Annotated in this window: 25 protein-coding genes and 1 tRNA gene; 4 read left to right on the top strand and 22 right to left on the bottom strand. The window is 44.3% G+C overall.

Going from position 1 to position 22659, the window contains the following annotated elements:
- The first annotated feature begins 30 nt into the window (after positions 1 to 30).
- Positions 31 to 1308, top strand: a complete 1278-nt coding sequence (locus tag ATB02_RS00455; RefSeq protein ID WP_001269626.1) for a tyrosine-type recombinase/integrase — start codon at positions 31 to 33, stop codon at positions 1306 to 1308.
- Positions 1309 to 1389: 81 nt separating this feature from the next.
- Here ATB02_RS00455 and ATB02_RS00450 read toward each other — a convergent pair whose 3' ends face one another.
- From ATB02_RS00450 to proB, 16 genes are all read right to left on the bottom strand, one after another.
- Positions 1390 to 2103 (bottom strand): phage baseplate protein, encoded by a 714-nt coding sequence (locus tag ATB02_RS00450; RefSeq protein WP_000179454.1) that lies wholly within the window; start codon positions 2101 to 2103, stop codon positions 1390 to 1392.
- A 33-nt stretch (positions 2104 to 2136) separates the two neighbouring features.
- Positions 2137 to 3966: a hypothetical protein gene (locus ATB02_RS00445; protein WP_033558870.1), complete on the bottom strand. Its 1830-nt coding sequence runs from the start codon at positions 3964 to 3966 to the stop codon at positions 2137 to 2139.
- 14 nt (positions 3967 to 3980) lie between these two features.
- Positions 3981 to 4184, bottom strand: coding sequence for a hypothetical protein (locus tag ATB02_RS00440; RefSeq protein WP_000452039.1), 204 nt, complete (start codon positions 4182 to 4184; stop codon positions 3981 to 3983).
- Between the two features lie 85 nt (positions 4185 to 4269).
- The gene (locus ATB02_RS00435; protein ID WP_000600406.1) at positions 4270 to 5298 is read right to left on the bottom strand and encodes a major capsid protein; all 1029 of its coding nucleotides are present in this window, start codon (positions 5296 to 5298) and stop codon (positions 4270 to 4272) included.
- 18 nt (positions 5299 to 5316) lie between these two features.
- Positions 5317 to 5679, bottom strand: coding sequence for a hypothetical protein (locus ATB02_RS00430; RefSeq protein WP_000582635.1), 363 nt, complete (start codon positions 5677 to 5679; stop codon positions 5317 to 5319).
- Positions 5676 to 5888, bottom strand: a complete 213-nt coding sequence (locus tag ATB02_RS00425; RefSeq protein WP_105270905.1) for a hypothetical protein — start codon at positions 5886 to 5888, stop codon at positions 5676 to 5678. Before ATB02_RS00425 ends, ATB02_RS00430 begins: the two co-directional genes overlap by 4 nt.
- A gap of 343 nt (positions 5889 to 6231) precedes the next feature.
- Positions 6232 to 6567 carry a hypothetical protein gene (locus ATB02_RS00420; RefSeq protein WP_001039289.1) on the bottom strand — a complete coding sequence of 112 codons (336 nt, stop codon included), beginning with the start codon at positions 6565 to 6567 and terminating at the stop codon, positions 6232 to 6234.
- A 1-nt stretch (position 6568) separates the two neighbouring features.
- A complete protein-coding gene (locus tag ATB02_RS00415) occupies positions 6569 to 6976 on the bottom strand; it encodes a hypothetical protein (protein ID WP_001129157.1) in 408 nt (135 codons plus the stop codon).
- 132 nt (positions 6977 to 7108) lie between these two features.
- Positions 7109 to 7387 (bottom strand): hypothetical protein, encoded by a 279-nt coding sequence (locus ATB02_RS00410; protein WP_000617149.1) that lies wholly within the window; start codon positions 7385 to 7387, stop codon positions 7109 to 7111.
- A gap of 11 nt (positions 7388 to 7398) precedes the next feature.
- Complete coding sequence (locus tag ATB02_RS00405) at positions 7399 to 8088, bottom strand: hypothetical protein (protein WP_000609986.1); 690 nt, start codon at positions 8086 to 8088, stop codon at positions 7399 to 7401.
- A 51-nt stretch (positions 8089 to 8139) separates the two neighbouring features.
- Positions 8140 to 8307, bottom strand: coding sequence for a hypothetical protein (locus tag ATB02_RS26405; RefSeq protein ID WP_000005056.1), 168 nt, complete (start codon positions 8305 to 8307; stop codon positions 8140 to 8142).
- A 19-nt stretch (positions 8308 to 8326) separates the two neighbouring features.
- Positions 8327 to 8515, bottom strand: coding sequence for a hypothetical protein (locus ATB02_RS00400; RefSeq protein WP_000870967.1), 189 nt, complete (start codon positions 8513 to 8515; stop codon positions 8327 to 8329).
- 2621 nt (positions 8516 to 11136) lie between these two features.
- Positions 11137 to 11295 (bottom strand): hypothetical protein, encoded by a 159-nt coding sequence (locus ATB02_RS26400; RefSeq protein ID WP_000788777.1) that lies wholly within the window; start codon positions 11293 to 11295, stop codon positions 11137 to 11139.
- A 605-nt stretch (positions 11296 to 11900) separates the two neighbouring features.
- Positions 11901 to 11976, bottom strand: a tRNA-Thr gene (locus ATB02_RS00385).
- Between the two features lie 114 nt (positions 11977 to 12090).
- A complete protein-coding gene (gene proA / locus ATB02_RS00380; RefSeq protein ID WP_105270904.1) occupies positions 12091 to 13344 on the bottom strand; it encodes a glutamate-5-semialdehyde dehydrogenase in 1254 nt (417 codons plus the stop codon).
- A gap of 11 nt (positions 13345 to 13355) precedes the next feature.
- Complete coding sequence (proB, locus tag ATB02_RS00375) at positions 13356 to 14459, bottom strand: glutamate 5-kinase (RefSeq protein ID WP_001285288.1); 1104 nt, start codon at positions 14457 to 14459, stop codon at positions 13356 to 13358.
- Positions 14460 to 14746: 287 nt separating this feature from the next.
- Between proB and phoE the strand changes: the two genes are divergently transcribed.
- Complete coding sequence (gene phoE, locus ATB02_RS00370) at positions 14747 to 15802, top strand: phosphoporin PhoE (RefSeq protein WP_000749856.1); 1056 nt, start codon at positions 14747 to 14749, stop codon at positions 15800 to 15802.
- 38 nt (positions 15803 to 15840) lie between these two features.
- Here phoE and crl read toward each other — a convergent pair whose 3' ends face one another.
- The 3 genes from crl to gpt form a co-directional block, all read right to left on the bottom strand.
- Complete coding sequence (gene crl / locus ATB02_RS00365) at positions 15841 to 16242, bottom strand: sigma factor-binding protein Crl (RefSeq protein WP_000174675.1); 402 nt, start codon at positions 16240 to 16242, stop codon at positions 15841 to 15843.
- 57 nt (positions 16243 to 16299) lie between these two features.
- Positions 16300 to 17544, bottom strand: a complete 1245-nt coding sequence (gene frsA / locus ATB02_RS00360) for an esterase FrsA (protein WP_000189544.1) — start codon at positions 17542 to 17544, stop codon at positions 16300 to 16302.
- A gap of 91 nt (positions 17545 to 17635) precedes the next feature.
- Complete coding sequence (gene gpt / locus ATB02_RS00355) at positions 17636 to 18094, bottom strand: xanthine phosphoribosyltransferase (protein ID WP_001291990.1); 459 nt, start codon at positions 18092 to 18094, stop codon at positions 17636 to 17638.
- A gap of 260 nt (positions 18095 to 18354) precedes the next feature.
- On the opposite strand from gpt, the gene pepD reads away from it, so the two are divergent.
- Entirely contained in the window at positions 18355 to 19812 is a 1458-nt protein-coding gene (pepD, locus tag ATB02_RS00350; protein ID WP_001293009.1) for a cytosol nonspecific dipeptidase, read from the top strand.
- A gap of 8 nt (positions 19813 to 19820) precedes the next feature.
- A complete protein-coding gene (locus tag ATB02_RS00345; RefSeq protein WP_000106440.1) occupies positions 19821 to 20102 on the top strand; it encodes a hypothetical protein in 282 nt (93 codons plus the stop codon).
- Positions 20103 to 20110: 8 nt separating this feature from the next.
- Here the strand turns inward: ATB02_RS00345 and ATB02_RS00340 are convergent, their stop codons facing one another.
- The 3 genes from ATB02_RS00340 to ATB02_RS00330 form a co-directional block, all read right to left on the bottom strand.
- Positions 20111 to 20635, bottom strand: a complete 525-nt coding sequence (locus ATB02_RS00340) for a metal-dependent hydrolase (RefSeq protein ID WP_000469798.1) — start codon at positions 20633 to 20635, stop codon at positions 20111 to 20113.
- 62 nt (positions 20636 to 20697) lie between these two features.
- Entirely contained in the window at positions 20698 to 21312 is a 615-nt protein-coding gene (prfH, locus tag ATB02_RS00335; protein WP_039021149.1) for a peptide chain release factor H, read from the bottom strand.
- The gene (locus tag ATB02_RS00330; protein ID WP_105270903.1) at positions 21309 to 22448 is read right to left on the bottom strand and encodes an RNA ligase RtcB family protein; all 1140 of its coding nucleotides are present in this window, start codon (positions 22446 to 22448) and stop codon (positions 21309 to 21311) included. Before ATB02_RS00330 ends, prfH begins: the two co-directional genes overlap by 4 nt.
- Positions 22449 to 22659: the final 211 nt, after the last annotated feature.

Genomic DNA, 22659 nt, shown 5'->3' with positions numbered 1-22659 from the left:
AAACGCTCCGACACTTTAGCCGGGGAGTTTATGAGATACAAGCCTAATCAATACATAATCTGTGATTCTTACGGTAACTACTATTTAAGGATCACGCTGCCTGTGTATATGCAGCCCTTTTTTGAAGGAAAAAGGACGTTTGTCAGAAGTCTACACACAAGTAGTCTTCGTGTTGCACGTAGAAAGCGTGATCAGATTGCAGATGAATACCATTGTCTACGGGAGAGTGTCGCCCCTGTAAACAGCACAATAGAGAACACGCTGGAACTGTTACGCAGTAAGGCTAAATACGCCAAAACAGCTACCAGAATGCAAGATACAGCGTCTTCGTGTCCGTCATTGCTTAAAATTCTTGAAATCTACCTGACAATTAACAGCACGAAGAAGAAGCCAGCCACTTTAGCTAAGGCAAGAAAAGCGGTAGAGATGTTTCTCTCCTACCGTAAAAAGCCTGATATTGCATTGCAAGATGTAAGCCGCACCACTGTTACAGGCTGGATTGAACACATGCAAAAAACCCTTTCACAACAATCAATTGCAAATTATATCAGCCCAATGGCCCAGCTATGGGAGTTAGCTTCATCACGTTACCACGATGCGCCAGAAAGGGCGCTCTCCCCCTGGCGAGGGCATAGGCTTGATGTGGCACAAAGTAGAGAGAGCTATGAGGCATTTTCTAACAAAGAGCTATTGCAGGTGTTGCAAGTATTTTCCGGTAATTCAGCAGAAAACAAAGAAATGATAGCTTTGTGTCTTATCGGTTTATATACAGGTATGCGGATCAATGAGATAGCAAGTCTCACAATAGACGATGTGAAAGAGATCGAAGGTGTGCTGTGTTTTGAAATCACACAGGGAAAAACGAAAGCTGCGGCGCGTGTTGTGCCTGTGCATAGCCTTATCACTCCGTTGGTGTTGTCGCTGCGTGAAAAGCCTCATAATGGCTTTTTGTTCTATCACGCCAGCATTACAGAACGTGCAGACGGCAAGCGTTCCACGTGGCACACGCAGAGATTTACAAGAGCTAAACGAAAGGCTTTAGGGGAAAAGGGAACAGAAAGGAAGGTGTTTCATTCTCTGAGACACGGAGTAGCACAGCTTCTTGATCGAAATCAAATTCCAGAAGACAGGATCGCCCTTCTCCTGGGCCATACACGCGGCAATACAGAGACATTCCGCACATATAGCAAGAATGCAGCTTCTCCAGTAGAGCTTAAAAACTATATTGAGCTTCTACGCTACCCTGAAATAGAGAAAGGCTTATCAATCAATAAAAAATCAAATTTAAGGCGTAAAACAACGCCATAGACGCAATAAGGAGGCTTCAACATAGATTGGTAGCCTCTTTTATAATTACATCGTTACAGAGCGTTTTAGAGGCGTTTACGGCTATTCCTGTTTAAAGGCAGGAGTAATAGTGTCTTCACCTTCACTACTTGATTTTTCAGTGTTAACACGTTTTTTCATATTAGCCCCGATGTTCTTAGATGGCTGTGTTTTGATAGCTACAGTGTTTACAGTGCCATAAGAAACTAATCTTATTTGCTCAAAGCTAAGATCAAATACCAGGGATTCGCTTGCCTCTTCTGTGTATTCGATGCCTGTTAAAACAACGTTCTCAAAAGTTTTATTTTCTGTAACAAGAAGAAAAGGCTGTCTACTGTCCATAATCTGATTCAGGTAGTCGATAGCTAATGATCTTCTGTTCCCGTTCACCCCTGCACTCTTTAACAAGCCAGGATCGCTTTTAATCGGTGTTTCAGTGATCCTTCCTTTAAGAGAAAATTTATTGTTTTTAATTTGAACGTGATCAGACACAGTAGCACCATTTTCTACGGGGTAGCTTGTAACATCTGCCGAACGTCTCACGTTCACATCGTCAACACTGTCAAAGGCCAGTGCCATATAATTTTCATAAACGTCATTGCCAGAAGATGCCAGCCCACTGGTAACAATAGCAAATCCATTTTCTCCTTTTGTTGTATTAGCTTTGCTATTTTCGTTTTTTGTAGAGTTTATATCTTGTTCTGCTTTGTAAACAGCCTGAACGTGTTGTTCTGGAGTATTTGCTGCACGTATGGTTAAAATCCCGGCGGTCGCCATAATAATAATTTCCTTGTAATGTTATGGCGGGAATTACCCGCCGTTGGATTGTCCTGATAAGCTGGTTAATGTTAATGATTTCAAGAAGCTATCCCGACTTGCTCTTGCTGTAAAATCCACATAATCGCTTAATCTTGATGTGTCAGAATTAATAGTAAGAGGAACCTCTGTTACCACTTCAAAGGTCGGATTCAGATTAAACACAGGAGATAAATTATAAGCCGGAGTTGTCATTGCAAGATTATTTAAAGCACCCTGTTTGAGATTGGTTATCGGTGCTTCATTGACTGACATTTTTACATCTGACACAGAAGAATTATCATCGAAAAGCAATCCCTTAATCGTGTTAAAGAGAGAATGACTATTATCAGGTGTAGTTGTTGCAGTGCCAGCGCCTTTATATTGGTCAGGAACGAGATTAGAAAGATTCTGTTTCATCCCATCATTGCTTAATGGCGGTGCATCTCCCATATTTTTCTGAATAGCATCTGTCTTATCATCATTACGATTAAACCAGTTTACAATCTTCATAATAGCTTCAAAGAGACTTCCTGTAGCTTCTCCCAGCTTCGTAAAATACGGAGTGAGATTAGAAAGGTTTTTCATAAACTCTTCCGTTACTTTTGGATCGAGAGATTTCATAAAGCCGTCTACAAATGCTACTTGTCTTGCATCAGAAAGCTGTGAAAGCTGTCTGTTTAACTCCCTGAATTTAACAATAGATTCTTGCTGTGTTTCTGTTAGCCATTTTCCAGAGGCTTTTTGCTGATTAATACTTTCTTGTACATCTTTAACGGAACGTTGCCAATATTTTGACGTAAGCATCAAATCATCGCCCAGGTCTTCTAAACGTTGTCCAATTTGGGAGTCTGAAAACCCTTTTTTCATCATTCCATTAACAGCCTTAGAAATTAATCCAGCCGGATTATCAGCAAATTTTTTAAGGTCGCTTTTGTTAATAACTCCGATGTTTAGAAGTTCATTAATAGCGTTATCACCGCCTTTCCATTCAGATTTTCCGGTTTTCTTGTCTTTCACCAATTCAGCTTCACTATAAGATTTTGCGGCACGTTCACGCACATCTTTCATCTGATCCAGGTATTTCCTAGCCCCTTGATCACCCATCATAGAGTCAACGCCGTTTTTATACGCCCATTCTGTAATATTATACATCTGGTTAACGTCTACACCGCCCAGCTTGGCACGTTGAATTAGCTCCCCTTGGGCTTCAGCATTCGCAAAGCTATTAGCCATAAATTCAGAGGTTTTACTAACAGCCATCACGCCAGCAGCAGCCGTAGCGCCTCCAAATAACAGAGCGCCCATAGTGGCGGAATTCCCTGATCCTCCCTTAACGGGGGCAAATTGAGCTTTTCTGTTGCCATTAATCTTACGTTGTTGTTGTTGTAGGCGTTTCATTTGGCTATTCATACGTGCAAGCGAGATAGCCCCTTGCTCATATTGTTTTGCTATCTCTCTAGCCTGTGCAATAGCTTTGTATTGTTCCGCTACAGAGAGACGGTGCATTGCACTGATAGAGCTTGATACATCAAGGAGCTTTAATTCAGCTTTCTCCTTACGTGCTGCCAGGGCTTTTTGTTCTCTTGCAACTACACGTTGAGCGGCTAATTGTGCTTTAGCATTAGCTTTATCAGCCTGGGCTTGCTTTTTAGTAATCTTATCTACTTCACTTTGTGCTTTCTTATAGCCTTTAGTGACATTATCAAACCTTAATTTAGCTGGCTTGATGTTTTCTGCGAATTCCTTTAAGCCTGTAATAGAGTCTTTCGCTTTTTTCAAGCTGTCTTTATCTACACTAAATGTAACTGTGTTCTTAATTTTAGAAGTGTTAATTTCTAACATTTAAAATCCCCTTATTAATCATTTTTATCACCTTCTTTGCTTAAGAAATGGTGTAGAGCTTGATCAATACTCTCGTTTAGTCTGAACATACGGGCTTTTACTCCTTCATATGGAACATCTAGGAGAGAACATAGATATTTCAGATTTAACAATCCTCTAGAATCATTAGCATCTAAATGTACGTGTACACCATTTTTTGATTTCAGAATCACTTCCATATTTTAATCACCTCTCAAAATTTAAAAAATAAATAAAAAAAGGCGAAGCGTGAATACACGCCACGCCTCTATTACACGTTAAATATTATTTAACAGTGATTTGAACGGAGAAGCCTACACCGTGGTTTACAACCATCTGGCTATTCTCTGTAACAACGTTAACAGCATCACCACGAGAAGATTCATAGCTGTAGCTATAAACCTCAGCAGGAGCGGTATTAATCAGTTCAAAGGTGCTGGAAGCAGCCCCGTAGATGCTCTGGTAGACGTTAGAGCCTTTAGCGAATTTAGGCACGGCTACAGCGTCAGCGGTCATATGTGCAAGGTGTAGCGGATCTACCAGTTTAATAACATCAATGTTAGTTCCTGGAATAGTGAACGCTGTCACTCCTGGTAGCAGGTCACGACGCTGGTACACAACATTTCCCTCTTCCAGTGGGCTTACATACTGGAATGCGTTTGCCATACCAGCAGAGAATCGAATTGCAGAGAAGGCTTCCGGCTTACAGAAAACAACAATACGCTCTACAGCAGCCGCCTGGCTTTGTGCTTTCTCGATAATGTCAGTAGCAATCTGATCAAATTCTTTAAAAATCTTCGTGGTGTCAGTGCTGGAAGCGTTCACAGTGGCTTTCATAGCTGATACGTTAAACAGCTTGCCCCACTCAATTAACACATCATCAGTTTTAGGCGTGTAAGTTTTACCGCTAAACAGAGATGCAGCCAATACGCTTTCTTTAGTGCGCTGATACGCTACGTGGTGTTTAGCAACATAGTCAGCATAAATATCAGTGAGTGTTTCCTGAAAATCAGTGCCAGGTTTACGTTTGCCTTGAACATCAGAAGGACGGATCACATCTTCACGCAGGAAGTAAGGGATTTCAATCAGCCATTCTTTACCTTGTTCTCGCTTAGTAACGTTGTGTTCAGAAGAGAAACGAGAGGTTTCTTTGTTGAACAGAGATTCGTTGCTTTCGACAAGCTGGGAAACAGCTACTTTATGAGATGTAACCCCTACAGAATCCGTAAAATCAAGAGTAGAAAGCAGATAGTTTCTAGTGTTATGAGCCTGGAAAAGCGGAGCTAAATCAACGTAATCATTACCTAGAATCATTTATTATTATTCCTTTTATTAAGAAGTGAAAACAGAATGGAACCCTTCAAGCTGGAAGCCTTTTTTAATTAATGCTGTTTTTGCTGCTTCACTTACAGCATTCAGCGCATCAGCTTTAATGCATACAAGCCCAGCATTGCTACGTAAAACATCTACAGGCTTGTTTGCTCCAGCCGTTAAAAATTCACTCATAACAACATAGATATCATCTCCTGATACATATTTAGCGCCCGTGCTGGTGATCAAGTCTCCGCATTCAACATCAGCAGGAAGAGAAGCAAAAACCTTGTTTTCTACAGAGGCAAACGGATCAGTACAATAACTTACAATATCTGTGAAAGTCTTTCGAACTGGAAACAGAGTGTCTAAATCAATAATCATTTAGTAATCACCTTAGCTTTTAATTTGATTAATTCATTAAGGGAAGGTGTAGACGGAGAAGAAGGAGAAAAATATTTTTCAACACATCTTTCTACTTCCTCGACAGAACACCCAGCGTATTTAGCTACCATTTCGGTAATTTGTGGATTGATCTTTAGCAAATCATCGCGATACTTGATGATTTGCTCTTTATCATTTAAGAACAACATTTATATAAACCTTGTTACCTTGTTTAAAGTAAGAAATACAACTTTTAAGTTGTATAACGGGCAAAATAAAAGGCAGCATTTAGAGCCGCCTTTTATTAACTTGTACCTATGTAATTACCCTATGTTATGCATACTCCAAGATGTATGCATAACAAAGGAAAAAAGAGGTAATAATGACACTTAAGGAGGAGGAGAAGCGGGGAGCGGAGATTTTACTCCCCTTTAACGACAAGAAGAATTTTTAATATCGAACCAATAAAGGAAAAATAATCACCCTATATAATTATATTAACATACAATAGATGAAATGTCAAGATATTTTACAACTTTTTTGTTGCTTTTTTTATTCTTCTGTGATAACGGCTAAGCGTTGAGCGAGTTCGATAAGGCCATCTCCCACATAGCGAACATCAGATTCAATATCTTCTATCCAGTTTGATAGCTCCCATATCTGATCGGCTGTCAGGTATGCGTTTTCACGCTTACAGAGCATCTCTACACGCTTACAGAGCATCTCAAAGGCATTCACAGCTAAATCCCAGTGTTTAAACGCCTCATTTAGTGCCGCTGGCGTGGAGTTTTTGTGTGCTTCAAGTTCAGCACGGTTTAAAGGCAGGAGGTAATCATCCTCATAATAATTAATTAGTGAATAAATTGTGTCATACGTGTTTTTGTTCATATTAAAAGTCTCCATAGTGATCATCATTATCTAAATGGAATTCAGGAACTAAATTATTTAGGCCATTGGTGGCGAGATAACCAACGTAGTGGTTATAGTCTTCAAATCCTAAAATCTGGTATTTGCGTAAATCAGAGCTATCAACAATATACTCTTTTCTTTTTCTAGGTTTCCAGAATACGCCAGGTGTTGAAGATAAGATTTCTTGTAAGGCGTTAAATTCATCTCCACAAGGCACAGAGGGAGAATGTTCTATGATCTCTGTTTTCCATTCGCCAGGGGCGCTATTTTGCTTGGAGAGCGTAACTAGCTCTTTAAAGTCTTTACGTCTTAGAATAGATTTAGGTTTACTTAGAAGAGAAGCTGAATCACCGATTTTCTTAACAACGTTGTTTTTTCTTTTTGCCATTATTTACTTTTCCTTTTCTTTTAAAGGAAAACACCCCGAAATATGTTTCTAACGTGAGAAAGAACAATAACCAATACATAGCTACTATCATAATAATGTTTTCCTTTTATATTTTAATTACATAGAGAGATTTTAGAGAGTGGAATAGATGAATACTATTTCTTTATCCAGTCTTTTGAGATTGAATGTAGAGAAAGATAATTCTTTAATCTCTATAACACCGAAATTTGATAGCTGTTTCAGCCAGAATTTTAAACCATCTTCAGAGCACCCTGCTCGGTGTAACACATCGCTATATTTTAGCGGTGTTGGCTTTCCTTTATAGAGGTAAGCAAGTGTTTCGTAGATGCGTTTTCCTGTGTCATTACACTGAATTCTGTCTACTTGATTTTTTACTAAATATTGAATCATAACCCTCCTTATTAAAATGGAATATCAAAGTCATCATACACATTTGGGTAATTCTTAGAAAAATATGCCTCAATACCATTTGGTCGTTTTAGCCCGTGTCTATAAGCTAGTGAATTTGCAAATTCTATAAATGATGCCCCTCCTGTTCTGGTGTGTTTCTGCTGGCAGATAAGAGAGGCAAAATTCTCTAACACATCCTCCTCATTATCATTAGCTACCTTTTCACTTGATGAAACAGGTGTTTCTTCCGTCTCCCACGGCAAAGGCGCATCCCAATCATCAAGAACATCAAAAGAAGGCTGTTTATGGCCTTTAGGTTGTTCCTGTGCTTCTTCTGCCTCAGAAAGATCAGAGAGTGATGATTCTCCTGGGGGAGTAATATGTGCATCTGTGAGAGGGAGAGCATTGTAAATCAAAGATGAAATATACGGATCAGGATGTGGGGATGTTTCTAATAATCCCATCTCTTTAAGATCGTTTATCTTACGTTTAATTGTTGACGCTGAAGACTTAAAAATCTTAGCTAATGTTTCGTGACTTTCATAACAATTAAGGTTGTTTTCCTGATAACTAAGGAATCGAAAATAAAGCACAATATGTAATAGTTCTAAATCTTTTCCTTGAGGGAATTTATCAGAATAAATCTTTGATACATTATCAAACGTGTCATAGTGTTTTGTAAAAGTTAGTTGATTAATCATTAAAAATCTCCTTATAAATCACGCTTAATGCGCTACTAAAGTGAATGAGGATCACTTACCCTTTTTTTGTTTGATGTTCTCTGCTGCTTCAGTAATGATTTCTAACATCAAATCACTGACCATAATTTGCCTTTTCTTGGCTTCAGCAAATAAAACCTTGAAGATTTCAGGGTCAACGTGTAGGTAAGTGCGCGGAATTGGTTTCTTGGTTTCGCTCATAGTTTTCTCCTTCTATTCTTTACTCTGTTTCAGATTCTTTTTCATTTTTTCTTAGTTCATCAATAATCTTGAGTGCTTCATTGAAGCAAGCTGCTCGCTCTGGATAACCTCGACTCCTTGCCATATTACGATTCATTACTACTTGATGGCGTGTAAGCTCACCTTTTTTAAATGCCGAGATGACGTGCTCCGGGGTAAACCATTTCATAAAAAACTCCTTATTCAGTTAAAAGAAAAACACCTTGCAAGCCTGACGGCTTCAAAGTGCATTGATTTTGATTATTTAGAGAAGAATGTTTTTCTGTCCCTCTAATACCTATTATTACATATAAAGAAACATTTGTCAATACCCTTTTCATAAAAAATCTGATCTTTTTCATGCACTTACATTTTTTCTTAGCAATTCGTGCTCTCCTGTGTAGTGCTATTCTTCATTATTGTCTAAAACGCTCTAAAACGCGTTCTAACGAAGTTTTGATAAAAGCAATACATTCTCTTATGTAGAGGTTGTTTAGCTCGCCAGAGGCTTATTTAAGGGGCTTATTTTGTATTTGTTAGGTATATAAAAAGGTAATGGTAGATATAAGATAGAGAGTCACTTTATAAAACGCTCTGTAAAGCCCTGTAGTGAGATTATATATGTAGGCAATGCGTTTCCATTCCCTACCCTGCTTAATGCTGTTAGAGAAGCATTTAGACCCCTTATTTTTAATTACCTAAAGTATCCTCTATACACTCCTGTTATGAAACACCTCTGAATCCTTCATAAAACACATTATGACGCAAAGAACACTTTTCTAAGGTGATTCCCTTCCTGAATGCTGTTTCTTGCGTCAGAGAGCTACACAGAGCTTATAAAGCTATTATTAATAATAAAGTGGATAAAGTAAGTAAGATAACTAAGATAGATAAGATTAATAAGATCAGAATTCTCTTTCGGTGTCGCCTCTGGCTTTTCCACCGAAAACAATTACACGACTACAGAATGTAGAAAGTGGAATTGTATTGAGGCTTAGTGAAATTACACGAGGAAAGCAGAGTGTAATTGAGCTTTAGCCGCTCTCTCTTCGAGTAATTACACAACTACAGAGAATAACAGAGTTATTAAATGTAGGAGGGTAATTAAGAGTAGAGAGATAGAGTTAACACATAAGCAATCAGTATGATTGGTTAGGTGATTACTCTTACTGCGCACAGCGCAATAGTATTTCTTCGTGGGCGTTACCGCCAACGAAGTTACACGAAGAAAGTAACGCTTTGCTTTCGGTGTGAGCGGAACGGGCCAGCCACGAAGCCCAAAGGTAGCGGAGTAAGGCTGCTTGCCAGAGAGTGAAGCTAACGCCGGAAGGCAAAAGATCATATATATATATATAGATATAAAGAATATTATTATTATGATCTAATTAATAATCTAATATAGTTTTATTAATAGTCTTATTGTAGTTCACAGTGACCTACCCCCTAGCTCACTATGACCTACCCCCTAGCTCATAGTGAACTACCCCCCTAGCTCATAGTGAACTACAGTTACTACCAATCATCACATAGCACTCACTCTGTGTAATGCCTTTCAATGTGTGTGCCATAATCCCCCTATATTCCCTGTGTAAATCATAGAATATCCCTAACTTATTCCTGTGTAATTCCATACTAAAAAATTCAATGAAAAAGTAGCTTAAAGTGCAATTCTTACTTTCTTCACTTTTACATCACTTTCGCAAAGCCTTGTGTAATGCGGCTTACAGAGCACCATCAGAAATTGTTGGCTAAAAATTGTTCTGCTTGTTTCTGAACGAGTTTTCTCGTTTGTGCAAATTTTAAAATTTATTTTGTTTTTACAGCCTTATTCCGTGTAATGCGTGGCATAGCAAGCCCTTTTCTTGTGTTGTCAATACATTTGGCAACGTTCAAACATCTGTTTAGAAATGCCAAATTGTTGATCTAACAAATAAACCTGTATAAACAGAACACCATTTAATCTATTCCCCTGTGTAATCCACTACATCACACGATAAAAACAAAAAAAACCTTTAATTATATTTCATAACATATAAAAGTCAACAGAAGCCCTCTCGTGCTCCTACGTAAAAAATCCATCACTTTTCCCCTGATACATCAATTCAAGGCGTTCTATGTGTTCCTTAGTGCATATTACGTTTATTATGTTAAATGGATTTTGGCCTATATTTTGACCTGCACCCGCATAAACACTGGTTTCATCGCTTACAGCCCTTGTGAGACGTGGTGCTGTTTCTAGCATCTGATCCGACATAAAACCGATCATTCTCGTGTTTAGTGAAAGTTTAGTGAGAGACATTACAGAAAGGCTTTCTGTGTAATGATTTAATAGGTAAAAACGATGTTGATTACGCAAGAAAATTCCTTGCTGATATTTGGGGATTCTGGATTTTCCAGATCGGGGGGCGCTGAAAATCGCGTTAAGCACCTCTCGCAATCTAGCCATAAGGGAGGGGCTTCATATGTATTCAAAGGGATTTATAGGTATTTAGATGTATTTATAGCTATTTATGGCTATTTATTTTTATTTACCTTTATTTAAAAATAACCTTATAAATCAATAAGATACAGAACTATCTGTTTATATTTTAACCAATTAAATCAAGTTTAATACCCTTAAATACCCTAAAAATAGCCTTAAATACCCCAATAATTAATTTTAAGGCTTTCCGTGTTCTCTCCTGCATTATGAAAATGCAAAATAAGGCACAAAACAAGCTCACAGACGCATTAAACACACATCACCTATACACCCCTATACCAAGCAATGAAAACAGCGTTAGAATGCGTCCTGTTGCGCTCTGGAGATTTTCAGAAATCCTCTCTAAGCCATTTCAACTCACTAAGGAGTTTTCTTTCTTCGTTCTCTCTCTGTTTACGCTCTAGCCAGGCTTTTCCCTCTGGCGTAGACAGGAACTTACGAGCGTGAATCTTGCGGTTATTACGTTTGATAGCTGCAATGTTTTTCATCGTGTGCCTCTGTATTCATATGAAAATTAACAAGTTACATACTACACAGGGAGACTACGCATAAAACACAATACAAGTAAAGATACATTTTCAAGACAATAGGAGCCATAAAGCGCCTTTGATGGTTATACCAAAAAATAAGCGCCGTAGGCGTATCCACTAAAAAGGGCTTTTTCACAAAAGCTATGAAGTCTTAGCAGTTCTTCTCTTATCAGGCACCCGTTGTACTCCGGTGGACGAAACCGTGCTAGAGCTTGATTCTTTCCCGATCAAGTTAGGTTTTGAAGAGGTGGGCTTTAATCCACTATTGCACTTAAAACTCTTCCCATCATTTAGCCTGTTTATCCTCTGCAACGTCTCACGACGTGTAGCATCATTGGACACCGCGCCAGGTGTGGAACATCTTGCTAAGAGTTTTGGTAGAAGGTTTAGAGACGGTGGCACGTCTTCCAGCTTCAAAGGAACTTGTTACGAGGTTGAGCCTGGGAACTACTCGCCCATACGTGTTACACTACCAAAGCCCATAACAACGTATAGGCGTTTGTAAGTGATAACAGAAGATACAATTTCTTAGAGAAGTTAAGCTAAGTTATTGATTTTCTTGATGGTGCCGATAATAGGAGTCGAACCTACGACCTTCGCATTACGAATGCGCTGCTCTACCAACTGAGCTATATCGGCCCTGAAAGGACATGTTCACGAGCGTGAATCACGGTGGACAAGGTTAAAACTAACCGGGCGATGCGTCAATGGCCTTGTGAATCAAATGGCTACTTTTGCATCACCCGGTTTTATTTATGCACGAATGGTGTAATCACCAATGCCGATCCACTTGTAGGTGGTCAGAGCTTCCAGCCCCATTGGGCCGCGCGCGTGGAGTTTTTGTGTGCTTACCGCAACTTCCGCACCCAGACCAAACTGGCCGCCGTCGGTAAACCGCGTAGAGGCGTTAACGTAAACAGCGGAGGAATCCACTTCGTTGACAAAACGCTGGGCATTACGCATATCGCGGGTCAGGATCGCATCGGAGTGTTGCGTACCGTGTTCACGAATATGGGCGATGGCATCGTCAAGATCGCTGACGATTTTGACGTTCAAGTCTAATGACAGGAACTCATCGTCATACTCTTCGGCTTTAACAGCCACCACCTTCGCGGGGCCTGCCTGCAACTGCGCCAGCGCAGTTGCGTCAGCGTGTAATGTCACGCCGCTTTCCGCCATTTGCTTGCTTAATGCGGGCAGGAAGCTATCTGCGATGTTTTTATTTACCAGCAACGTTTCTACCGTATTACACGTGCTCGGGCGCTGAGTTTTCGCGTTGACAATCACTTTCAATGCTTCAGCGATCACTGCACTTTCATCAACGTAAATATGGCATACGCCTATACCACCTGTGATTACCGGAATCGTCGACTGCTCGCGGCACAGTTTATGCAACCCAGCCCCACCGCGTGGGATCAGCATGTCGATGTATTTATCCATACGCAGCATTTCACTGACCAGTGCACGGTCAGGATTATCAATCGCCTGCACGGCACCCGCCGGTAATCCGCAGGAATTCAGAGCATCCTGAATCACCGCTACCGTTGCAGCATTAGTGCGGCAGGTTTCTTTACCGCCACGCAGAATCACTGCATTACCGGTTTTCAGGCACAGCGAAGCAACATCAACCGTCACGTTCGGGCGCGCTTCATAAATCACGCCAATCACCCCCAGCGGCACGCGACGGCGTTCCAGGCGCAGGCCACTGTCCAGCACGCCACCATCAATCACCTGCCCCACTGGATCGGCGAGGTTACACACCTGGCGCACATCATCGGCAATGCTTTTCAGCCGTGCGGGCGTCAGTGCCAGGCGGTCAAGCATCGCTTCGCTAAGGCCATTGGCACGCGCGTCAGCAACATCCTGGGCGTTAGCATTGAGGATGCTTTCGCTTTGTGCTTCCAGTTCATCGGCGATTTTTTCCAGCACGCGATTTTTTTCGCGGCTGGAGAGTTGCGCTAATTTATACGAGGCTTGCTTCGCGGCAATGCCCATTTTTTCCAGCATCGGCCTGCTCCTTAACGGGTAATCATGTCATCACGGTGAACGGCAACCGGGCCGTATTCATATCCCAGTATTGCATCAATTTCTTGCGAGTGGTGTCCGGCAATACGGCGTAATGCATCGCTGTTGTAACGACTGACGCCGTGGGCGATATCGCGACCTTCGAGGTTGCAAATGCGAATGACTTCACCACGCGAGAAGTTGCCGGTTACGCTTTTAATGCCTTTCGGCAACAGGGAGCTGCCGCGTTCAAGAATGGCGGCGGTTGCCCCTTCATCTACCGTGATTTCACCCGCAGGCGGCGCACCGAAAATCCAACGTTTGCGGTTTTCAAGCGGAGTCGCCTGAGCATGGAACAGCGTACCGACGGAAATACCTTCCATCACATCACCAATGACACCCGGCTTACTGCCCGCGGCAATAATGGTGTCGATACCCGCACGGCAAGCCACGTCAGCGGCCTGCAATTTAGTGCTCATGCCGCCGGTTCCAAGACCTGAAACGCTGTCACCAGCAATCGCGCGCAGTGCGTCATCAATGCCGTACACATCTTTAATCAGTTCTGCCTGCGGATTGCTACGCGGGTCAGCGGTATACAAACCTTTTTGATCGGTCAGCAACAACAGTTTATCGGCACCTGCCAGAATCGCCGCCAGAGCCGAAAGGTTATCGTTATCGCCGACTTTAATCTCTGCAGTTGCGACAGCATCGTTCTCATTGATTACCGGAACGATGTTGTTATCGAGCAGTGCACGCAAGGTGTCGCGGGCGTTCAGGAAGCGTTCACGGTCCTCCATATCAGCACGAGTTAGCAGCATCTGTCCGACGTGAATACCATAAATCGAAAACAGCTGTTCCCACAGTTGAATCAGTCGACTCTGCCCTACCGCCGCCAGAAGTTGTTTCGAGGCGATAGTCGCTGGCAGTTCCGGGTAACCCAGGTGCTCACGTCCGGCGGCAATCGCCCCCGACGTCACAATTACAATCCGATGCCCGGCGGCATGTAGCTGCGCACACTGGCGAACAAGTTCAACGATATGGGCACGGTTCAGGCGGCGCGATCCGCCTGTTAGCACACTGGTGCCGAGTTTTACCACCAGCGTCTGGCTGTCACTCATGATTCTCTGCCATTCAATTTTAGGGAAAATGATATCAAACGAACGTTTTAGCAGGACTGTCGCCGGTTGCCAACCATCTGCAAGCAAAGCATGGCGTTTTGTTGCGCGGGATCAGCAAGCGTAGCGGCAGTTGTTTACGCTTTTATTACAGATTTAATAAATTACCACATTTTAAGAATATCATTAATCTGTAATATATCTTTAACAATCTCAGGTTAAAAACTTTCCTGTTTTCAACGGGGCTCTCCCGCTGAATATTCGCGCGTTAATTAAAATCAGGAATGAAAATGAAAAAGAGCACTCTGGCATTAGTGGTGATGGGCATTGTGGCATCGGCATCCGTACAGGCCGCAGAAATATATAACAAAGACGGTAATAAACTGGATATCTATGGCAAAGTTAAAGCCATGCATTATATGAGCGATAATGACAGTAAAGATGGCGACCAAAGTTATATCCGTTTTGGTTTTAAAGGCGAAACACAAATTAACGATCAACTGACCGGTTATGGTCGCTGGGAAGCAGAGTTTGCCGGAAATAAAGCAGAGAGTGATACTGCTCAGCAAAAAACGCGTCTTGCCTTTGCCGGGTTGAAATATAAAGATTTGGGTTCTTTCGACTATGGTCGTAACCTGGGGGCGCTGTATGACGTGGAAGCCTGGACCGATATGTTCCCGGAATTCGGCGGCGATTCCTCCGCGCAGACCGACAACTTTATGACCAAACGCGCCAGCGGTCTGGCAACGTATCGGAACACCGACTTCTTCGGCGTTATCGATGGTCTGAACTTAACCCTGCAATATCAAGGAAAAAACGAAAACCGCGACGTTAAAAAGCAAAACGGTGATGGCTTCGGCACGTCATTGACATATGACTTTGGCGGCAGCGATTTTGCCATTAGTGGGGCCTATACCAACTCCGATCGCACCAACGAGCAGAACCTGCAAAGCCGTGGCACGGGCAAGCGTGCAGAAGCATGGGCAACAGGCCTGAAATACGATGCCAATAATATTTACCTGGCAACTTTCTATTCTGAAACGCGTAAAATGACGCCAATCTCTGGCGGCTTTGCCAATAAGACGCAGAACTTTGAAGCAGTCGCTCAATACCAATTCGACTTTGGCCTGCGTCCATCGCTGGGTTATGTCTTATCGAAAGGGAAAGATATTGAGGGCATCGGTGATGAGGATCTGGTCAATTATATTGATGTCGGTGCTACATATTATTTCAACAAAAATATGTCAGCGTTTGTTGATTATAAAATCAACCAACTGGACAGCGATAACAAATTAAATATTAATAATGATGATATTGTCGCGGTTGGGATGACCTATCAGTTTTAATGGAGATTGCCGGATGCGGCGCATCCGGCACTTTTCACTCACGCGGTTAACTTCACCGGTTCATCACGAAAATCATCCGCCGGTTCCAGCTTCAGATTCAGTGTCGTCAGCAGTTCACGCAGCTTCTCATGAAACTCACGCAGGGTATGTTCCAGTCGCTCAACCACTTCGGCATCTTTTACCGGAACGTTCTTCCAGTCGCCTGCTTTATCGAACAGACCAAACTGGTAGCTGTAAGTAAAACGGGATTCCTGCGCTTCAAGCTCCATCCACCAACCCCAGAACTCACGCACTTCCGGCGCTGGTTTCACGTTGACGCATACAGCCAGACAATCGAAAAAGAATCGATTATCTTCGCACTTACCTTCACGAATATAGGGGCCTAGTGCGGTAAATTTTTTGATCAATCTGCTCTTCGGGTGTCCACTCGGTAACGTCATTGCGATCTCCTGTTGTGATGCACCTGTTTTACCAAACTGGTAAAATTTAGCAAATTTTTAACACAATCGTTTTTCGATCCAGCTCGTGATTTCCTGAAGACCTTTGTCAAAATTCCGATACACCGGATTAAATGGAATCTCTAACAATTTACCATCAGCAGATGATGAGGTGATTAAGCGTGAGTCCTCTTCCGGGCTGAACGGATCGTTCTTCCAGTAGCCTGATAACATTGGCGTTGGGCAGCGACGGCCCAGCAATCCTTGCACTTTTAATGAATAACGATTCAGTTCCACACGCAACGCTTCATCGGAAGCATCATGCATCCCCAAACGACTCGCCAGAACGTCAAGATACATTTCCGGCACCTGTTGCTGGCACTTAAAATCACTCAACAGGGTATGAACTACCGGACCAAGACAGGCAACCGCTTTCAGACGCGGCGATTCAAGATATGCCAGACGCACAGCAACGTTAGCGCCAAAACGGAAACCAAAGGCCGCGACACGGGTGTGATCCACCCACGGGACGTTAGGCAGCGCCTTTAAGACGTGCTGATGCAACAGGCTGGAGTCCTGGGTGAGCTTCCATTTTGAAGAAAAGCCCACCGACGGCATATCAATAGTCAGCATCGCAATGCCGCGCGGGGCAAAATAACGTTCATACAGACTGTAATAATCCGTCTGCATCGCATCCAGACCACCACACATTAATACCGTCGGGAACGGGCCATCGCCTTTCGGCATATGCAAAAAGCCGGTGATGGGCGCACCGCCTGGTACGGTAAACTCCATCTGCCGCATCGTGCCCGGCAGACGTTGGGCGGCCTCTTCATAGGCACGGTTTGACAAAGCCTGCGCTTGCTCGGCCAGGTCATCCCCTTTCAGATGAGGATAGGCGGCAATGTTGTATAACGTGGCCGCATGCAGCCAGTGACGACCACTGAGTTGTGGATCTTCTTCCGCACAGGCTTTTTGTTGCCACACCATCGCCTGGGTGGCCCACTCATAAATCCAGTTGCCGCCGCGGTAGCCAATCACCGTATCGTATAAATCATCGTCGGTACGTTCAGCATCGCTCATCACAATACGCGCCTGAACGTCGAGGATTTCACGTGGGTCAATGCCGCGCCAGATCCACATCAGACGGTTTATCATGCGATACCAGTGGGGGATGGTTTTACCATCAAGGGCCGACTGCACAGGCGGTTGTGCGCCGTGATTAAAGCGGCGGACTAGCGTCGAGGTTTCAGGATGTTTAAAGCGGGGTTTGAACAGGGTTTCGCTCAGGTTTGCCTGTGTCATGGATGCAGCCTCCAGAATACTTACTGGAAACTATTGTAACCTGCCTGAAGTTAAAAAGAACAACGCCCGGCAGTGCCAGGCGTTGAAAAGATTAGCGACCGGAGATTGGCGGGACGAATACGACGCCCATATCCCACGGTTGTTCAATCCAGGTATCTTGTGGGATATCAACAACATAATCATCAACCAGCGGACGACCTGCCGGTTTAGCGAAGATGGTGACAAAGTGCGCTTTTGGATACATTTCACGAATCGCAACCGCAGTACCGCCGGTATCCACCAGATCATCAATAACGATGAAGCCTTCGCCATCGCCTTCTGCGCGTTTCAGCACTTTAAGCTCGCGCTGGTTGTCGTGATCGTAGCTGGAAATACAAACGGTATCGACATGACGAATACCCAGTTCACGCGCCAGTAACGCACCCGGTACCAGACCGCCACGGCTTACGGCAATAATGCCTTTCCATTGTTCAGAAGGCATCAGTCGGCTTGCGAGTTTACGTGCATGGATCTGCAACATGTCCCAGGTGACGATGTATTTTTCGCTCATGTGAAGTGTCCCAGCCTGTTTATCTACGGCTTAAAAAGTGTTCGAGGGGAAAATAGGTTGCGCGAGATTATAGAGATCTGACGCACTAAAAACCAGTATTTCACATGAGTCCGCGTCTTTTTACGCACAGCCTCTCCCTGACGCGGGATAAAGTGGTATTCTCAAACATATCTCGCAAGCCTGTCTTGTGTTGACAACATTTTCTGCTAACCCTGTGACCTGCAATACTGTTTTGCGGGTGATCGACAAGGAGACTTAACGTGTCTGAACTGTCTCAATTATCTCCACAGCCGCTGTGGGATATTTTTGCCAAAATCTGTTCTATTCCTCACCCGTCCTATCATGAAGAGCAACTTGCTGAATACATTGTTGGTTGGGCAAAAGAGAAAGGTTTCCATGTCGAACGCGATCAGGTGGGTAATATCCTGATTCGTAAACCTGCTACCGCAGGTATGGAAAATCGTAAACCAGTCGTCTTGCAGGCCCACCTCGATATGGTGCCGCAGAAAAATAACGATACCGTGCACGATTTCACTAAAGATCCTATCCAGCCTTATATTGATGGCGAATGGGTTAAAGCGCGCGGTACCACGCTGGGCGCGGATAACGGCATTGGTATGGCCTCTGCACTGGCGGTTCTGGCTGACGAAAACGTGGTTCACGGCCCGCTGGAAGTGCTGCTAACCATGACCGAAGAAGCCGGTATGGACGGGGCGTTCGGCTTACAGAGCAACTGGTTGCAGGCTGACATTCTGATTAACACCGACTCCGAAGAAGAAGGTGAAATCTACATGGGTTGTGCTGGGGGTATCGACTTCACCTCCAACCTGCATTTAGATCGTGAAGCCGTTCCGGCTGGTTTTGAAACCTTCAAGTTAACCTTAAAAGGTCTGAAAGGCGGTCACTCCGGCGGTGAAATCCACGTTGGCCTGGGTAATGCCAACAAACTGCTGGTGCGCTTCCTGGCGGGACATGCAGAAGAACTGGACCTGCGCCTTATCGATTTCAACGGTGGCACACTGCGTAACGCCATCCCGCGTGAAGCCTTTGCGACGATTGCTGTCGCAGCTGATAAAGTCGACGCCCTGAAATCTCTGGTGAATACCTATCAGGAGATCCTGAAAAACGAGCTGGCAGAGAAAGAGAAAAATCTGGCCTTGTTGCTGGACTCTGTTGCGAACGATAAAGCTGCCCTGATTGCGAAATCTCGCGATACCTTTATTCGTCTGCTGAACGCCACCCCGAACGGTGTGATCCGCAACTCCGACGTGGCAAAAGGTGTGGTTGAAACCTCCCTGAACGTCGGTGTCGTGACCATGACCGACAACAACGTAGAAATTCACTGTCTGATCCGTTCTCTGATCGACAGCGGTAAAGACTACGTGGTGAGCATGCTGGATTCGCTGGGTAAACTGGCTGGCGCGAAAACCGAAGCGAAAGGCGCATATCCTGGCTGGCAGCCGGACGCTAATTCTCCGGTGATGCATCTGGTACGTGAAACCTATCAGCGCCTGTTCAACAAGACGCCGAACATCCAGATTATTCACGCGGGCCTGGAATGTGGTCTGTTCAAAAAACCGTATCCGGAAATGGACATGGTTTCTATCGGGCCAACCATCACCGGTCCGCACTCTCCGGATGAGCAGGTTCACATCGAAAGCGTAGGTCATTACTGGACACTACTGACTGAACTGCTGAAAGAAATTCCGGCGAAGTAATTACAATAATGTCCACGCCTGCGGGCGTGGACTACTGTTTGAAGCCAATGGCTATCTATATCGAAATAACAAAACATTATGAAACTCATGAAAAGGTCGCATATTTATATAGCTGCGACCATATTTCATGGGGAGAATTTCTGATCACCAAAGAAAGTTTTGCGCTGGAATCCGTGAAAGAACTTAAGGGTGAAAAGCAGAATTTTTATATGTTCAGAGCCTGGGGCAAAGTCAGGAAAACATACTTAGCCACGGGAGAATTTCCCCAGGAAACATGTTACGCCGCTTAAAGTCAGAATCATTTTTTCACGCGTTTTACATTTACCATTTTAGCATTACGCCTGCACCACATGGCAATGGCGGCAGCTACTAATGCCAGTTCCAGTAAAAAAGACCAGTGTAATAAAAAATTGAGCCACCACGGATGATGTACCGCTGTAATATGAAAGAATGCAAATGGCTGGTTAACGAAAGGCATCAACCACCAGATATCACCGACCAGCGTATCGAGTAATAAATGCGCGATACTATTCAGGCAAAACACCACGCCCAACCACGCCGGAAGTTTATTCTTCGCAATTGCGGCCCAGACTAATGTCGCCGCCAGCAGAGCAAACCATAATAATGGCCAATGAGACGGGTAAAGATGATGATGTCGTTGCCCGTTATCCACCAGATAACACCAGAAGAGATCAAAATCGGGTGCAACGGCCCCGACTAAGCCAATAACCATCGCCCACCGCGCATGACGAGAAATCAGCGGTAGGCGTTTCACTAAAGTACAAGTTATTAAATATCCAGCCGGAAGATGACCGATAAACATGACGAATCCTTTCATTTTTGCCCGCCGCTTTCACGAAGAAAACGGCGGGTGACATTCCTCAATTACACAGCGATAAAAGCCATCCCTGTAAACGTCCGTCGCGGGTTGCCACGTTCAATCTGGTGATGGAACATTCGCCGCTGCGATTTCAGCGCCGCACTATTTTCCTGTTGCTGTTGTTCCAGCTTCCAGGCAATCAGTAATCGCGCCAGTCGCTTGTTAGCATGCTGACTGCGCTCTGACTGAACCTTCACACTAATACCGGATGCCAGATGCGTGGCGCGCACAGCCGAGTCGGTTTTATTGACATGTTGACCGCCCGGCCCCGACGAACGCAGCGTCTCATAATGGATCGCATCGGATTGCTCCTGCTCATCTGCAGTAAAACGCCCAATGCCCAGAAACCAGTTTTTGCGCCCATGATGAGGGCGATACGGACTCGGACAAATCCACTGGATAGTGCCACACCAGCTTTCGCTTAGTGCCCATGCGTTGTCGCCATCAAGTGAAACCAACGCCGAACGCAGTGTGTCAGAGTAGCGACCCGTTTCTGTTTCCAGCACCGTTACCGCGACGTCTTGTCGGGCAGCTTCTTTAATCAGCCTGTCCAGTGCCTTTTTCACTGCGAGACAACATTCTTCCGGCCCCTGAGCTGAGGAGAGTTGCAGCAAGATCATCCTTTTTTCCCTCCACTGTTTTTGAGCGTTAGCACCGGACGCAGTCGCGCGACAGGAATAATTAACCCAGCCTGCACCAGACATTGCACCACGCTTTCAGCCGATTTATAAGCTTGTGGCGCTTCTTCAAAGATGAGTTGTTTATCGCGACAAATTACCCGGCTGCCAAGTTCAGTACGTGAGAGCTGCGTCGCTGTGTATTTCGCTGCCAGACGCCCTTTACACTCGGTGCGCCCCCATTTACGCCCTGCCCCATGCGCCAGCGAATGCAATGTTTCCTCACTCCTGACGGGCTGAACCAGCCAGGAGTAATCACCGCGTGAACCGGGAATAATCACCAGACCGTTGTCATCCGGTGTGGCACCTTTACGGTGTAACCATCCTTGTTGATCGCCGATTCGACATGCGCTAACAAAGTTATGCGCCACATCCAGAACCGAATTTCCGTTGGCCTTAACTTGTTGCATTATGCGCAAAGCGATCAGCTGGCGATTAGTACGCGCAAACGCCAGTGCATCGTCATGTTCCGCTATATACTGTAGCGCGTCGTCACTGCCTTCAGGCAAACCATGATGCGAAAACGAGGCAATATGCCGCTGTAAAATAGACTGCCCTAAACCACGCGAGCCGCTATGGACCAGCAGTTGCAGATGCTGCGCATCCAGACCTGACAGTGCAAACAGTTCCGCGTCGATGATTTGATCAACTTGTTGCAGTTCTGCAAAGTGGTTACCGCCACCGATAGAGCCAAGCGCGCAGCGCCACGGATGCTGTGCAAACGCTGACGGCAGGTTTTCCTCCAGCCAGCTTTCTTCAGCAACGTCATCCAGCGCAGATAATCGCTTTTCAAACTTATCGGCGTTGTATTTACGCGCGAGAATATCTGTTTGCCATAGCGCCATACCGCAGCCGATATCATTGCCGACCAGTGCCGGGTAAAAACGGCCTACGGAGAAGAACGCTGCGCCAATCGGATAGCCGCGTCCGGGGTGTAAATCTGGCATCCCCACTACGCGCTGCATGTTGGGTAAATTTGCCGTGATGTGTAATTGTTGGATCGCTGAACTCTCGATCCACAGGTCATCAGATGCGATGGTAAATACCGCATCGGATAAGGGACGAATATATTTGCCCATGTATCATTCCATTTATACTCGTCATACTTCAAGTTGCATGTACTGCGACTGCGTTCGTTCACCCCAGTCACTTACTTTAGTAAGCTCCTGGGGATTCACTCGCTTGTCGCCTTCCTGCAACTCGAATTATTTAGAGTATATAAATATAAAAATCAGGAAATGGCAGACGAATCCAGGGCAAGAAAAAAAGAATTAATCCTGGAAAGGTCTG

This window comes from Escherichia sp. MOD1-EC5189, assembly GCF_002966045.1.
GTDB lineage: Bacteria > Pseudomonadota > Gammaproteobacteria > Enterobacterales > Enterobacteriaceae > Escherichia > Escherichia coli_F.
The sequence above is the reverse complement of the archived record's forward strand: the minus strand, read 5'-3'. Positions and strand labels throughout refer to the sequence as shown.